General features: G+C 64.3%; 12 protein-coding genes and 1 tRNA gene. 8 read left to right on the forward strand and 5 right to left on the reverse strand.

Annotated features, from left to right (window positions below; all coding sequences use genetic code 11):
- Positions 1-48: 48 nt before the first annotated feature.
- The 4 genes from pheT to C7402_RS37570 all read left to right on the forward strand — a co-directional run bounded on the left by pheT (position 49) and on the right by C7402_RS37570 (position 3,749).
- Positions 49-2,505: a phenylalanine--tRNA ligase subunit beta gene (pheT, locus tag C7402_RS37555; protein ID WP_112176745.1), complete on the forward strand. Its 2,457-nt coding sequence runs from the start codon at positions 49-51 to the stop codon at positions 2,503-2,505.
- Positions 2,506-2,596: 91 nt separating this feature from the next.
- The gene (locus C7402_RS37560) at positions 2,597-3,007 is read left to right on the forward strand and encodes an integration host factor subunit alpha (RefSeq protein ID WP_028204248.1); all 411 of its coding nucleotides are present in this window, start codon (positions 2,597-2,599) and stop codon (positions 3,005-3,007) included.
- Between the two features lie 128 nt (positions 3,008-3,135).
- On the forward strand, positions 3,136-3,534 hold the full coding sequence (locus tag C7402_RS37565; RefSeq protein ID WP_112176811.1) for a MerR family transcriptional regulator: 399 nt from the start codon (positions 3,136-3,138) through the stop codon (positions 3,532-3,534).
- Between the two features lie 138 nt (positions 3,535-3,672).
- Positions 3,673-3,749 (forward strand) — tRNA-Pro (locus C7402_RS37570).
- A gap of 91 nt (positions 3,750-3,840) precedes the next feature.
- Here the strand turns inward: C7402_RS37570 and C7402_RS37575 are convergent.
- The gene (locus C7402_RS37575) at positions 3,841-4,095 is read right to left on the reverse strand and encodes a helix-turn-helix domain-containing protein (protein ID WP_224040201.1); all 255 of its coding nucleotides are present in this window, start codon (positions 4,093-4,095) and stop codon (positions 3,841-3,843) included.
- Between the two features lie 70 nt (positions 4,096-4,165).
- The gene (locus tag C7402_RS37580) at positions 4,166-4,492 is read right to left on the reverse strand and encodes a type II toxin-antitoxin system RelE/ParE family toxin (protein ID WP_116614154.1); all 327 of its coding nucleotides are present in this window, start codon (positions 4,490-4,492) and stop codon (positions 4,166-4,168) included.
- Between the two features lie 258 nt (positions 4,493-4,750).
- Between C7402_RS37580 and C7402_RS37585 the strand changes: the two genes are divergently transcribed.
- On the forward strand, positions 4,751-5,689 hold the full coding sequence (locus tag C7402_RS37585) for a DMT family transporter (protein ID WP_116614155.1): 939 nt from the start codon (positions 4,751-4,753) through the stop codon (positions 5,687-5,689).
- Between the two features lie 78 nt (positions 5,690-5,767).
- Here C7402_RS37585 and C7402_RS37590 read toward each other — a convergent pair whose 3' ends face one another.
- A complete protein-coding gene (locus C7402_RS37590; protein WP_116614156.1) occupies positions 5,768-7,171 on the reverse strand; it encodes an MFS transporter in 1,404 nt (467 codons plus the stop codon).
- Between the two features lie 493 nt (positions 7,172-7,664).
- Between C7402_RS37590 and C7402_RS37595 the strand changes: the two genes are divergently transcribed.
- The 3 genes from C7402_RS37595 (at position 7,665) to C7402_RS37605 (ending at position 9,712) form a co-directional block, all read left to right on the forward strand.
- Positions 7,665-8,234 (forward strand): acyloxyacyl hydrolase, encoded by a 570-nt coding sequence (locus C7402_RS37595; protein WP_224040185.1) that lies wholly within the window; start codon positions 7,665-7,667, stop codon positions 8,232-8,234.
- An 85-nt stretch (positions 8,235-8,319) separates the two neighbouring features.
- Positions 8,320-8,652: a DUF190 domain-containing protein gene (locus C7402_RS37600; RefSeq protein ID WP_112176748.1), complete on the forward strand. Its 333-nt coding sequence runs from the start codon at positions 8,320-8,322 to the stop codon at positions 8,650-8,652.
- A 199-nt stretch (positions 8,653-8,851) separates the two neighbouring features.
- On the forward strand, positions 8,852-9,712 hold the full coding sequence (locus C7402_RS37605) for a 3-hydroxybutyryl-CoA dehydrogenase (RefSeq protein WP_112176749.1): 861 nt from the start codon (positions 8,852-8,854) through the stop codon (positions 9,710-9,712).
- 25 nt (positions 9,713-9,737) lie between these two features.
- Here C7402_RS37605 and C7402_RS37610 read toward each other — a convergent pair whose 3' ends face one another.
- Together C7402_RS37610 and C7402_RS37615 are read right to left on the reverse strand one after the other, a co-directional pair.
- Positions 9,738-10,835 carry an aldose epimerase family protein gene (locus C7402_RS37610; protein ID WP_116614157.1) on the reverse strand — a complete coding sequence of 366 codons (1,098 nt, stop codon included), beginning with the start codon at positions 10,833-10,835 and terminating at the stop codon, positions 9,738-9,740.
- A gap of 61 nt (positions 10,836-10,896) precedes the next feature.
- Entirely contained in the window at positions 10,897-12,111 is a 1,215-nt protein-coding gene (locus tag C7402_RS37615) for a XylR family transcriptional regulator (RefSeq protein WP_116614200.1), read from the reverse strand.
- Positions 12,112-12,375 lie beyond the last annotated feature (264 nt).

Raw genomic sequence — 12,375 nt, forward strand, 5'->3', positions numbered from 1 at the left:
GGAACCCGCCTTCGCGACGGTCACAATCTGTCTGGAACGTAAAACCAAATGCTATTCCCCGAATCCTGGCTGAGAAGCTTTGTCGATCCGAAGCTCACGACCGATGAACTCGCCCACGCACTCACCATGGCCGGCCTCGAAGTCGAAGGCCTGAGCCCGGCCGCGCCGCCCACCACGAAGATCGTCGTGGGCCGCGTGCTCGAAGTCGTGAAGCACCCGGACGCGGACAAGCTCAACGTCACGCAGGTCGATGCCGGCACCGGCGCGACGCTGCAAATCGTGTGCGGCGCGCCCAATGTCGCGCCCGGCATCAAGGTGCCCGTGGCGCTCGTGGGCGCGGAACTGCCGCCTGCCGAAGAGGGCGGCAAGCCCTTCGCGATCAAGCTCTCGAAGCTGCGCGGCGTGGAAAGCCAGGGCATGCTGTGCTCGGCGCGCGAGTTGAAGCTCTCGGAAGACCATAGCGGTCTGATGATCCTGCCGGAAGACACGCCGATCGGTCAGGACATCCGCGAAGCGCTGAATCTCGACGACACCATCTTCGAAATCAAGCTCACGCCGAACAAGGCCGATTGCCTTTCGGTGTACGGCATCGCGCGCGAAACGGCCGCGATCACCGGCGCGCCGCTCGAAGCGCCCGTGTACCCGAAGGTCGAAGTCAAGCTCGATGAGAAGCTGCCCGTGAAGATCTCGGCGCCCGATTTGTGCGGGCGATTCTCGGGCCGCGTGATTCGCGGCGTGAACGCGCACGCGAAGACGCCGATGTGGATGGTCGAGCGCCTCGAGCGTTCGGGCCAGCGCAGCATCTCGGCGCTCGTCGATATTTCGAACTACGTGATGCTCGAACTCGGCCGCCCGTCGCACGTGTTCGATCTCGACAAGATCCACGGCTCGATGGACGTGCGCTGGGGCAAGAAGGGCGAAACGCTCAAGCTGCTCAACGGCAACACCGTCGAAGTCGATGAAACCGTCGGCGTGATCGCCGACGACCGCGAGATCGAAAGCCTCGCGGGCATCATGGGCGGCGACAGCACGGCAGTGACGCTCGACACCACGAACATCTATCTCGAAGCCGCATTCTGGTGGCCGGACAGCATTCGTGGCCGCTCGCGCCGCTACAACTTCTCGACCGATGCAGGCCATCGTTTCGAGCGCGGCGTGGACTGGTCGACGACCGTCGAGCACATCGAGCGCATCACGCAACTGATCATCGACATCTGCGGCGGCGCAGCCGGCCCGATCGACGATCAAACCGTGAACGTGCCCAAGCGCGAAGCGGTGAAGATGCGCGTCGCGCGCGCGAACCGCATCATCGGCGTGAAGATCAGCGCCGACGAGATCGCGCAAATCTTCACGCGCCTCGGCCTCACGTTCGAACGTAGCGTTGACAATGCGGGCGACGAGAGCTTCAGCGTGACGCCGCCGCCGTACCGCTTCGACATCGAGATCGAGGAAGACCTGATCGAGGAAGTCGCGCGTATTTACGGCGTCGAGAAGATTCCGGCGCTGCCGCCGGTTGCGCGCAGCGAAATGCGCGCGACGAACGAAACGCGCCGCTCGATCCACGCGATCCGCCACGCGCTCGCCGCGCGCGACTACGCCGAGACGATCAACTTCAGCTTCGTCGACGCCGAGTGGGAGCAGGACTTCGCGGGCAATGCGAATCCCGTGAAGCTGCTCAACCCGATCGCAAGCCAGCTTTCGGTCATGCGCACGACGCTGTTCGGCAGCCTCATCAACGTGCTGCGCCACAACCTCAACCGCCGCGCTGACCGCGTGCGCGTGTTCGAGTCGGGCCGCGTGTTCCTGAACGATCCGTCGATCAAGGCAGGCGAGATGACGGTGGAAGGCTTCGCACAACCGAAGATGATCGGTGCGCTCGCCTACGGTCCCGCGCTCGAAGAGCAGTGGGGCGCGCAGACGCGCGGCGTGGACTTCTTCGACATGAAGGGCGATCTCGAAGCGCTGTTCGCGGGTCTTGGCGTGGCAAAAGCGCCGCGTTTCGTGAAGGCCGAGCATCCTGCGCTGCATCCGGGACGTAGCGCGCGCATCGAAGTCGATGGCCGTGCCGTGGGCTGGATCGGCGAGCTGCATCCGCGCTGGATGCAGAAGTACGATCTGCCGCACGCACCGATCCTCTTCGAGGTTGAAGCCGAGGCGCTGATGGCGCGCGAGCTGGCAGCGCCTGGCGACGTCTCGAAATTCCCGCCTGTCCGTCGTGACATTGCTCTTGTCGTAGATCAAAAGATTGAAGTGCAAGCGCTGCTCGACGAGTTCCAGAAGGGCATGCAAGACGAGCCTTGCCGGATTGTGCAGAGGGTTGCGTTGTTCGATGAATTTCGTGCAAAATCAAATACTTCCGGACTTGGCGCGGACGAGAAAAGCCTTGCCTTCCGGGTGACCCTGCAAGATACTGGCGGAACCCTTCAGGACGAAACGGTCGATGCGGCCATCAAGTCCCTGGTGGATCGCCTGGCTCGAGTGCATGGCGCCCGGTTGCGCGGATAAGCTCCACGGCTCATCACCTACCGACATCGGCTTCCGGTTTGCGAGGTTGCAAGACGTTCTTGCAACCGGAAGCGCGCCATTTCATAGATAGATGAACGAAATGAACTCGAGTGATTTCGAAGCCCTTCTCGCGGCACAGCGTAGCGCCATGATTCGCGACATTCCTGCCTCGTCGGCAAGCGCCACGAACGACACGCCCACGCTGACGAAAGCCGAACTCGCTGAGCTGCTGTTCGACAACGTCGGTCTCAACAAGCGCGAAGCGAAGGACATGGTCGAAGCCTTCTTCGAAGTGATTCGCGACGCGCTTGAAAGCGGCGACAGCGTGAAGCTGTCGGGCTTCGGCAATTTCCAGTTGCGCGACAAGCCGCAACGTCCTGGCCGCAATCCGAAGACGGGCGAGGCGATTCCTATCGCCGCGCGCCGCGTCGTGACGTTCCATGCGAGTCAGAAGCTGAAGGCGCTCGTGGAGAGCGGCGCCGAGGCGAGCTTCCCGCGTTGACGCTTTGAGTTAGCGCGCCCGCGCTGGTGGCAAGATGGCGGGCGTGTATGGATTGAGCGGAATGAGCGGGCTACAAGGACCCAGGCGGCAACGCCTAATTGCGCAACCACCACGACGGCAACCCGGCGATGACATCGACAAGCGAAAAGGTCGTCTTGCCTCCGATACCGGCCAAGCGTTACTTCACCATTGGCGAGGTGAGCGAACTGTGTGGCGTGAAGCCCCATGTGCTGCGCTATTGGGAGCAGGAGTTCACGCAGTTGAAGCCGGTGAAGCGGCGAGGCAATCGCCGCTATTACCAGCATCACGAGGTCTTGCTGATCAGGCGCATACGCGAGCTGCTTTACGAGCAGGGGTTCACGATCAACGGTGCGCGCAATCGTCTTGATTCGCATGGTGCGATGGTCAGCGAGGGCGCGCAATCCGAAGCATCGGGTGAGCCCGTTGTTGAAGGCACGATGGCGCTGGTTGATGTCGATCAGTTGCGCAAGGAGCTGCTGCATGTGCTCGATGCGCTGGGTCGGTGAGGCGTCGTTCTGAACGCCTGCATGCGGGTTGTTCGAACGGGCCGTTCGCGCTCATGCGAATCAGTCATGCGGATTGTTCAAGATTTACTCGCGAAGTGGTTCTAATTAGAGAAAGCCTCTGTTATACTTTCTAGCTCTCGGGGCGTAGCGCAGCCTGGTAGCGTACCTGCATGGGGTGCAGGTGGTCGGAGGTTCAAATCCTCTCGCCCCGACCAGAAAATAGAGCCCGCGTAATCGAAAGATTGCGCGGGCTTTGTCTTTTGTGCGAGAAAAATCGGTGGCACGCTCCGCGTACCCACCTGGAAGTTACACGAGCGAGATCCGCAGACTCTTGCCGCAGGCCGCAGCGTACTTGCGCAGCGTAGAGAACGACGGCGAATGCTTCTCGCTCGCGAGCGATGCCTCCAGGCGGGAAACGGCTGAAGTTGTCGTGCCCATGCGTTGAGCGACCTGTGCCTGGGTGAGGCCGGCCTCTTTGCGTGCGGTGAGCAGGGCATCCAGCGCCGAGAACTCTTCATCGAGAGCTTCGTACGCTGCTTTGACTTCAGGGTTCGTCAACATCTTCTTCACGAACGCCTCGTCATGCGGTACCGGCTTGAATTGTCCGGTGGCCTCGCGACCCGGCCTGGCCTTAGCCATTTCCTTGAACCTCCTTCATGCGTTTGCGGGCAATGCGCAATTCGGCCTCCGGCGTTTCGCGCGCCTTTTTGACGAATGAGTGCAGAACGACGATCCGGTGGCCGACTTGGGTGCAGTAGAACACGCGCCCAATACCTTCGGGCCCACGGGGTCTCAGCTCGAACAGTCCGTTACCCATTGCGCGTGAGTGTGGCATGCGCAAATCGACGCCATGGGCCTGCATCGCCGCCGCGAGTCTGAGATAACTGGCCAGAATGCCCGCTGGGAGCCTGGCGACTTGTTGCCGAGTCGCTTCGCTGTAGTACGTAATCGTCCACATGCCCGGGAAATATTAGCAAATTTGCGAAATTCGAGCAAGTTTGCCAGAGCACGACATCGTGAACCATGAGCGCGCGCAGGATTTGATCAATTGCGTGCGAATAGGGCTCAAGCGCGCGGATCGATGACACCGCAAGATCCGGCTGTCAATTTTTCTCACATATCGGTGAGAATCCTTCGTTATACGGCGAGCTTCACTCGCCTTACGATACGCGTACTCCCGCGCGCGCAATGCCGTGCTCACCCAGCACCTCAAACCATGAATCCCATCGAACTCGCGCAACTCATCGTCCTCGCCGCCCTGTGGGGTGGGTCGTTTCTGTTTATCCGTGTCGGCGTGACCGACTTCGGCGTGGCGCCGCTGATGGCGCTGCGCGTCGGCATCGGCGCGCTGTTTCTGCTCATCGTGCTGTTCTCGCGACGTCCCGCGCGTGAGGCGATCGGCTCGCTGCGCGAGCGCGCCTGGCCGCTCTTCGTCGTCGGCATCCTTAATTCGGCCGCGCCTTTCTGTCTGTTCGCATGGGCCGAGCTCACGCTGTCGGCCGGCGTCACGTCCGTCATCAACGCAACCACGCCGCTGTGGGGCGCCGTGGTTGCGTACTTCTGGCTCAAGGACCGGCTGAGCGGTCTGCGCGTCGTCGGACTTGTGATCGGTTTCGCGGGCGTGCTGGCGCTGGTTTGGGATCAGATCTCGACGCACGCGGGCGATGGCGCGTCGTCGACGAGCGCGGCGCTCGCCGCACTCGCGGCACTGGTCGCGGCGGCGCTCTACGGCGTTGCCGCGAGCTACACGAAGCGTCACCTCACGGGCGTCGATCCGCTCACGGTGGCCGCCGGCACGATGACGGGCGCAAGCCTCGTGCTCGCACCGTTCGCCGTGGCGACCTGGCCGGCCGCGCCCATTTCTCTGCATTCGTGGGCGGCGGTGCTGGGGCTTGGCGTGGCGTGTACGGGCGTGGCGTATCTGCTGTTTTTCCGGCTGATCGCAGCCATCGGCCCGGCGCGCGCAATCACGGTGACGTTCGTGATTCCGATCTTCGGCATTCTGTGGGGCGCGCTCTTTCTCGGTGAGCGCGTCTCGATGGGGATGGTCGAGGCGTGCGCCGCGATTCTGGTGGGCACCGCGCTGGCCACCGGTTTTGTGAAGCGTTTGCCTGGCTTCACGACGCGCCGCAGCGGCGCAGGCGCGGAGCGCTAAACGATTCGGCCCGCGCAAGGCGGGCCGACAGTCAGCGCTTCACGTCAGGCACCCCGCGCCATCGCGCGGGGTTTGCCCTCAGCCTGCCGCGCGCGGCACGGCCTTCACTTCCTTCTCGCGTCCGAGCGGCAGCGTCGCGACGATCACGGCCCCGAGCACGAGTAGCACGGCGGAATAGATGAGCCCTGCGGCGTAGCTGTGCGTCGCATCCTTGAGCCAGCCCACTACGAGCGGATTCGCCGCCGAACTGATATTGCCGATCGCGTTGATCACAGCAATGCCAATCGCGCGTGCCTGCGGCGTGAACGCCTGGTCGGGCGTGGTCCAGAAGATCGACATCGCCGTATAGGAGCCCGCCGAGGCCAGGCATACGCCCAGCAACTGCACGAGCGGTGCGCCGCCTTGCGCGGTCAGCACGCAACCGAGGCCGGAGAGCAGCATCGGCGCGGCGAGGTGCCATTTGCGCTCCTGGAGGCGGTCGGAGCGGCGGCCCCAGGCAATCATCGCGACGATGGTCACGAGCTGCGGAATCGTCGCGACGAGGCCCACCGTCACGTTGCTCGCACCGGCGCTGAAGCCCTTCACGATCAGCGGCGCCCATACGGCGACCATCGCGAGCGTGTTGACGAGGCAGAAGTACGCCGCTGCGAAACGCAGCACTACGGGCGAGCGCAGTTGCTGCCAGAGGCCGGGCGGCTGCGTCGGCTGGGTGCCGGGCGTCGTATGCGCTGCGTGCATGGCGTGCATTTCGCCCGGTTCGGCCAGCGCGGCTTCGAGCGTGCTTTTCTCTTCGGCGCTGAGCCAGCGCGCGGCGCGCGGCGTGTCGTCGAGATAGAAGAACGCCACGCAGCCGAGCAGCGCCGCCGGCATACCTTCGAGCACGAAGAGCCATTGCCAGCCCGCGAGCCCTGCGTGGCCGTCGAGCTTGAGGATGTAGCCGGAGACCGCGGAGCCGAGCGCGGCCGTCACGGGCATGGCGATCATGAAGAGCGCGTTGGCGCGTGCGCGCCACGCGCTCGGGAACCAGCAGGTGAGATAGAGCAGCATGCCGGGCAGAAAGCCCGCCTCGGTCACGCCGACCAGCATGCGCAGCCAGTAGAGCGTGGTGGCGTTGGAGGCGAACATCGTCGCGGTGGAGGCGAGGCCCCACGCGATCATGATGAAGCTGATCCAGCGGCGTGCGCCCACGCGTGCGAGCATGAGATTGCCCGGAATGCCGCACGCGATATAAGCCACGTAGAAGAGGGTGGTGGCGAAGCCGAACTGCGTGCTCGACAGGCCGAGGTCCTTCATCATCGTCAATCCCGCGAAGCCGATGTTGATGCGGTCGAGGAACGAGACGACGAACAGCAGGAACAGGAAGCCGAGCAGATGACGCGAGACTTTGCGCGTGACCTGCTCGGTGGCGGCTGCATGGCTGGACTGCGCTTGCGCGCACGATTGCGGCACGCGCGACGCGTGCCCTTGCGGGATTGGGCTCATGGGTCTCCTCCGAAGCACCGGGACGTGAGCGGGGCAAGGGTTATACCTTTGTTGTTTGCCGCGGATCACAATTTAGGCGGATTATGCGAGGGCCCTGGGCGTTGTCTGTCCTCAATTTGGGTACAACGCACGATTGAACGTCTCAACAGTGCGATGGCAGCACTCGCGGCAATAGCGGCGATGCCACTAACAGCGGCCTATGCCAATTGCCGGAAATTCCTCCGCAGAATGGCCGGTGCTCCCCATTTATCCCATGCAGTCGTTAGAAAGAAAGCGATGGGTCAAGAAGCGCGCATGCGCTCCGGGCATGCCTGGCTCCCGCCAGGATTGTGTGGGCGCGGTAACGGGCACCTTCGTTTTTCGAGGCTACACTCCCGACTGATAGGTGCGCCGGTCATTAGTGAACATGTGTGCTTTTGGCTGTCATTCGCACTGCCGTAGTCGATAGGCTTTATCCAGCGCGTCGTGCCGGATCGTTCGAGTCGGGGCAAACGTGAGACCAGGAAAGTCGGCCTGGCGGGGCCGGATCGTGAGCGGGGCGGCCGCCGCGTGCTGCGCGTTCGCCGCGGTCAGCGCCCATGCGGAGAATACGTTCGGCATCCAGTTCGGCGCGGGCGTTGCGGATAACGACGTGAAGAAGCTCGACCTCGGCCTCGTGTGGGATCCGGGTCTGCAATGGTGGCACTTCGGCGGCTATCACTTCACGCTGGTGGGCGAGGCGCACGTCGCGTACTGGAAGCTCGACGACCCCAACGCCATCTATGCCAACACCTGGGAATTCGGTTTGACGCCGGTTTTTCGCATCATCAAGGATACCGGCTGGTTCAAGCCCTTTTTCGAGGCGGGCATCGGCATCCGTTTCCTCTCGCACGTGCGCCAGACGCCGTTTCGCACGATGTCGTCGTCGTTCCAGTTCGCCGACGTGGTGGGCGTGGGCGCGCAGTTCGGCGAGCACGGCAACTATCAGTTGGGATTTCGCTTCGAGCACATTTCGAATGCGGACATCGAGCAGCCGGACCCCGGCCTGAACTTCAGCCAGATCTATTTCCAGTACAACTTCTAGCGCGGCAGCGCCCGCACGGGTGCGTGCTAGAATTTTTTCGTATGCCGCCTGTTGCGCGGCGGCCATTCGCCGCACGAGCGGCTGCATGGAGGTTCCCGTGCCCGCAGGCAGTCAACTCACGCTCTACACGAGCCGCAAGCACAAGAAGGGCCACAAGTCCGCGGTCTCGTGGATCATCGACATCGCGCGCGCCCAGGGCTGTTTCGGCATCACCGTGCTGGAAGGCTATGAAGGTCTCGATGCCCACGGCAAGCTGCACGCCGCTCACTTCTTCGATCTGGCCGACGAACCGGCCGTAGTGCTGATCGTCGCCGACGAGCCCAGCATCGACGCGCTCCTCGTCACGCTGGAAGCGGGCGGCATCGAGCTTTTCTATACCCGCAGCGCGATCGAGTACGGCCGCCTCGCCGGCGCCTGAGCGTTTGCGCTCCCAGGCTTCGGCGCCGCGCGCTTTGCGGCGGCGGCAGTATCGTGCACGCCCCCCTGTCAAGTGAGTTCCGGTCGTTTCTCCCAACCCGTTACACTGTGGGCTTTGGTGCGGTGCACCACGCGCCGCATGACCGGCATTTTCCATAGGCGACACGCCGGCGTCGCAGACAAGGAGTGAGGAGCGAAGGATGGCAATCGAATCTGTAGGGATCGTGGGCGCGGGCACGATGGGCAACGGCATTGCTCAGGCGGTGGCGGTGGCGGGGCTCAAGGCGGTGATGATCGACGTGACCGACGCGGCGCTCGCCAAGGGCGTCGCCGCGCTCACGCACAGCCTCGAGCGGCTCGTCTCGAAGGGCAAGCTCGATGCCGGCGTGCGCGATGCCGCGCTCGCGCGCATCGAGACGTCCACCGATTACCAGCGCCTGTCCGGCGTCGATCTCGTGATCGAGGCGGCGACCGAGAACGCCGAGCTCAAGACGCGCATCCTCAAGCAGATCGAGGCCGCGGCCCGCCCCGACGCGATCATCGCTTCGAACACCTCGTCGATCTCGATCACGGCGCTCGCCACGACGCTCGCCGACCCGTCGCGCTTCATCGGCATGCACTTCTTCAATCCCGTGCCGATGATGCCGCTCGTCGAAGTGATTCGCGGCCTGCAAACGAGCCCGCAGGTGGCCGAGTCGGTGCGCGAGATGGCGGTGCGCCTCGAAAAGACGCCGATCGCCGTGAAGAACGCCCCGGGCTTCGTCGTGAACCGCATTCTGGTGCCGATGATCAACGAAGCGTTTTTCGTGCTCGCGGAAGGCATTGCGAGCGCCGAGGAAATCGACGCGGGCATGAAGCTTGGCGCCAATCATCCGATCGGCCCGCTCGCGCTGGCGGACCTGATCGGCCTCGACGTGTGCCTGTCGGTGATGGACGTGTTCCTCAAGGACTTCGGCGACTCGAAGTATCGTGCCTGTCCGCTGCTGCGTGAAAAGGTCGCGGCGGGTCAGCTCGGCCGCAAGACCGGCCGCGGCGTGTATCAGTACGACAAGGTGTCCTGATCCACGCCGGCGCTTGCACCCGGCTTCAGGCGAGTACGCTCACCTGATACTGCGTGACCTGGCGGTACGGTTTGCCAGGCTGTAGCACCACCTCTTCGCACGCGGGCGCTTCCATGTTGATCTGGTTCGGGAAACCGCCCGCTTCCAGACACAGCCCCGCGTAGCGCACGCACGGCGCGCCCCGGCGCGCCGGCTGTCCTTCCAGATAGTTCCCCGTATAAAGCTGCAAGCCGCGCTGGTCGGTCGAGACCGCGAGCTCGCGCCCGCTGCCCGGCTCGTAGACGCGCGCCACGGTGCGCAGCGGCCAGCGGCCCGTCGCCGCGTGCAGTGTGCCCGCCGTGTTTTCCGGCGCGCGCAGCACGTAGCAGTGGTCGAATCCGTGCGCGCGGGAGAGCTGCGCGTGCGGCCAGTCGAGCCGCGCGCCGAGCGGCGCGCCGTGGCGGAAATCGAACGCGCTGCCCGAGACGTCGGCGATGCGCACGGGAATCATCTGAAGATCGACTTCGAGGAACGCGTCCGCATCGATCGTGAGCACGTGGCCGCGAATATCGGCGCCCGGCTCGCCCGTCAGATTGAAGTAGCCGTGGCTCGTGAGATTGAGCGGCGTGGGCGCGTCGCTCACGCCCTCGTATTCGATCGTGAGCGTGCCGTCGTCGTCGAGCGTATAGCGCACCTGCACGCCGACATTGCCGGGAAAACCGCCGTCGCCTTCGGGCGAGTCGAGGCGCAGCAGCAGCGAGCCGCGGTCGTCTTCCACCTGCCAGAGCTGCCGGTGAAAGCCGTTCGCGCCGCCATGCAGCAGATTGCCGTTCTCGTTGCGATCGAGTGCATAGTCGATGCCGGCGAGCGTGAAGCGCGCCCCGGCGATGCGGTTGGCCCAGCGGCCGACCAGCCCTCCCATGTAGGTGGTCGCTTCGAGGTAGGCGGCGGGCGTGTCGTGACCGAGCAGGATGTCCGCGAGGCGGCCCGCGCGGTCCGGCGCGAGCCATGAGACGAGCGTCGCGCCGAGGTCGCTGACCGTCACCTTCATGCCTTGCGCGTTGCGCAGCGTGTAGAGCCGGACGGCGTCGCCGCCGGGCAGTGCGCCCCACGGCCCGGAAGTCAGTTGGGCAAGACTGTTCATGAGGTGAAGTGGAAAGTGAGCAGTAAAGGTAGCCTGAATGACCGGGCGGACAATGCCGCCTTCAAGGTGTGGACACGCGCGCGCCGGATGCGTTCGCCACGCGGTCCTGATATTCGCGCGGCGTGCAGCCCAGTTCGCGCCGGAACACCGCATACATGTACTGCAACGACGTGAATCCGCAGCGGATCGCCACCTCGGCGCTCGCGGCGTCGCGGCTCGCGAGCATGGCCTTCGCCGCGTCGAGCTTGTGGCGCAGGATCTCCTGGTGGACCGTGCACTGGAGTTCACGCCGGAAATATTCTTCCAGCGACGAGCGCGACACGCCCACATAGTCGGCCACCTGCTCGGTCTTGATCCCCTGGCAGGCGTACTGGCGGATGAAGTGGCGCGCACGCATGACATGCGGGCTCGACAGCGGTTCATGGCGGGTCGATTCGAGCACATTGATGCCGACGGGCGGAACCAGAATGCGTTGTCCCGGAAAACGTGCACCGCGTAGCATCTGGTGCAGCAGGTGCGCGGCCGTCTTGCCCATTTCCTCGGTCCCCTGGATCACTGACGAAAGCGGAATGCGTGTGAGCGTGCGGGTGAGCGGGTCGTTGTCGATACCGATGATCGCCACCTGCTCGGGCACCGCGATGCCGTGGATGAGGCAAGCCTGAAGCAAATGCCGCGCCCGCGCGTCGGTCACGGCGATCACGCCCACCGGCTTGGGCAGGCTATGCAGCCAGACGCTCAATTGTTCGACGGCCTGGTTCCACGCGACCGCGCTCGTGGCCAGCCCGCGGTACACCGGCGCCTCCATGCCTTCCTCACGCGCGAGCGCCTGGAACGCCAGTTCGCGCTCCTGCGCCCAGCGGTTTTCCTGTGCGACAGGCAAGCTGTACATGGCGAGATTGGGCAAGCCTGCGCCGATCAGGTGCGTCAACGCGAGTGAGACGAGCTTGCGGTTGTCGGTCGCGATATAGGGCAGTTCGGCCGGGTACTGCGTCGCGTCCTCGAACGACGAGCCCACGGCCACCACCGGCAGCGGGCAGCCGCGCAGCGCGTCGGCCACGGCGGGGTCGTCGAAGTCGGCGATGATGCCGTCGCCGTCGAAGCGCTCGATGCCGGCGAGGCGGCAGCGGAAGTCTTCTTCCAGAAAGAGGTCCCACGCCACGCGTGTGGAGCGCAAATAGTGGCCGATGCCGGCAATGATCTCGCGGTCGTAGACCTTGTTGGCGTTGAAGAGCAGCGCAATGCGGTGAGGCGTCTGGGAAGCGGGGGCGCGGGTCATATCGTTTCGGCGGCGTTCGGGCGGGCGCGGTGCGCGCGCGTTCGCTGCCATGTCTCCGGTTCGGGCGCGGTGCATGCCGCCAGGCGCCGCGCTACGATGTCTCTCACGCCAGTGGCGCGTCGTTTTAAGCGTCGGGTCATTTTAGGCCCACATGCGGGCTTGCGGGCGTAACGGTTGCGTGCGTCGGCAGGAAACATTAAAGGTCTCACGCAATTTCGCAATTGCCGCGCTTTGCGCACAACGGGCAGTATGGCGTCACACAGA

Origin of the sequence: Paraburkholderia unamae, from assembly GCF_003096875.1 — a bacterium.
GTDB classification, from domain to species: Bacteria; Pseudomonadota; Gammaproteobacteria; order Burkholderiales; family Burkholderiaceae; genus Paraburkholderia; species Paraburkholderia unamae.

What these genes read in the sequence shown, in the direction of transcription:
- C7402_RS37575 (WP_224040201.1), bottom strand. Translation starts at nt 4,095, where the DNA reads ATGTTGACGAACCCTGAAGTCAAAGCAGCGTACGAAGCTCTCGATGAA.
- C7402_RS37600 (WP_112176748.1), top strand. Translation starts at nt 8,320, where the DNA reads ATGGAGGTTCCCGTGCCCGCAGGCAGTCAACTCACGCTCTACACGAGC.
- C7402_RS37565 (WP_112176811.1), top strand. Translation starts at nt 3,136, where the DNA reads ATGACATCGACAAGCGAAAAGGTCGTCTTGCCTCCGATACCGGCCAAG.
- C7402_RS37610 (WP_116614157.1), bottom strand. Translation starts at nt 10,835, where the DNA reads ATGAACAGTCTTGCCCAACTGACTTCCGGGCCGTGGGGCGCACTGCCC.
- pheT (WP_112176745.1), top strand. Translation starts at nt 49, where the DNA reads ATGCTATTCCCCGAATCCTGGCTGAGAAGCTTTGTCGATCCGAAGCTC.
- C7402_RS37605 (WP_112176749.1), top strand. Translation starts at nt 8,852, where the DNA reads ATGGCAATCGAATCTGTAGGGATCGTGGGCGCGGGCACGATGGGCAAC.
- C7402_RS37615 (WP_116614200.1), bottom strand. Translation starts at nt 12,111, where the DNA reads ATGACCCGCGCCCCCGCTTCCCAGACGCCTCACCGCATTGCGCTGCTC.
- C7402_RS37580 (WP_116614154.1), bottom strand. Translation starts at nt 4,492, where the DNA reads ATGTGGACGATTACGTACTACAGCGAAGCGACTCGGCAACAAGTCGCC.
- C7402_RS37590 (WP_116614156.1), bottom strand. Translation starts at nt 7,171, where the DNA reads ATGAGCCCAATCCCGCAAGGGCACGCGTCGCGCGTGCCGCAATCGTGC.
- C7402_RS37585 (WP_116614155.1), top strand. Translation starts at nt 4,751, where the DNA reads ATGAATCCCATCGAACTCGCGCAACTCATCGTCCTCGCCGCCCTGTGG.
- C7402_RS37560 (WP_028204248.1), top strand. Translation starts at nt 2,597, where the DNA reads ATGAACGAAATGAACTCGAGTGATTTCGAAGCCCTTCTCGCGGCACAG.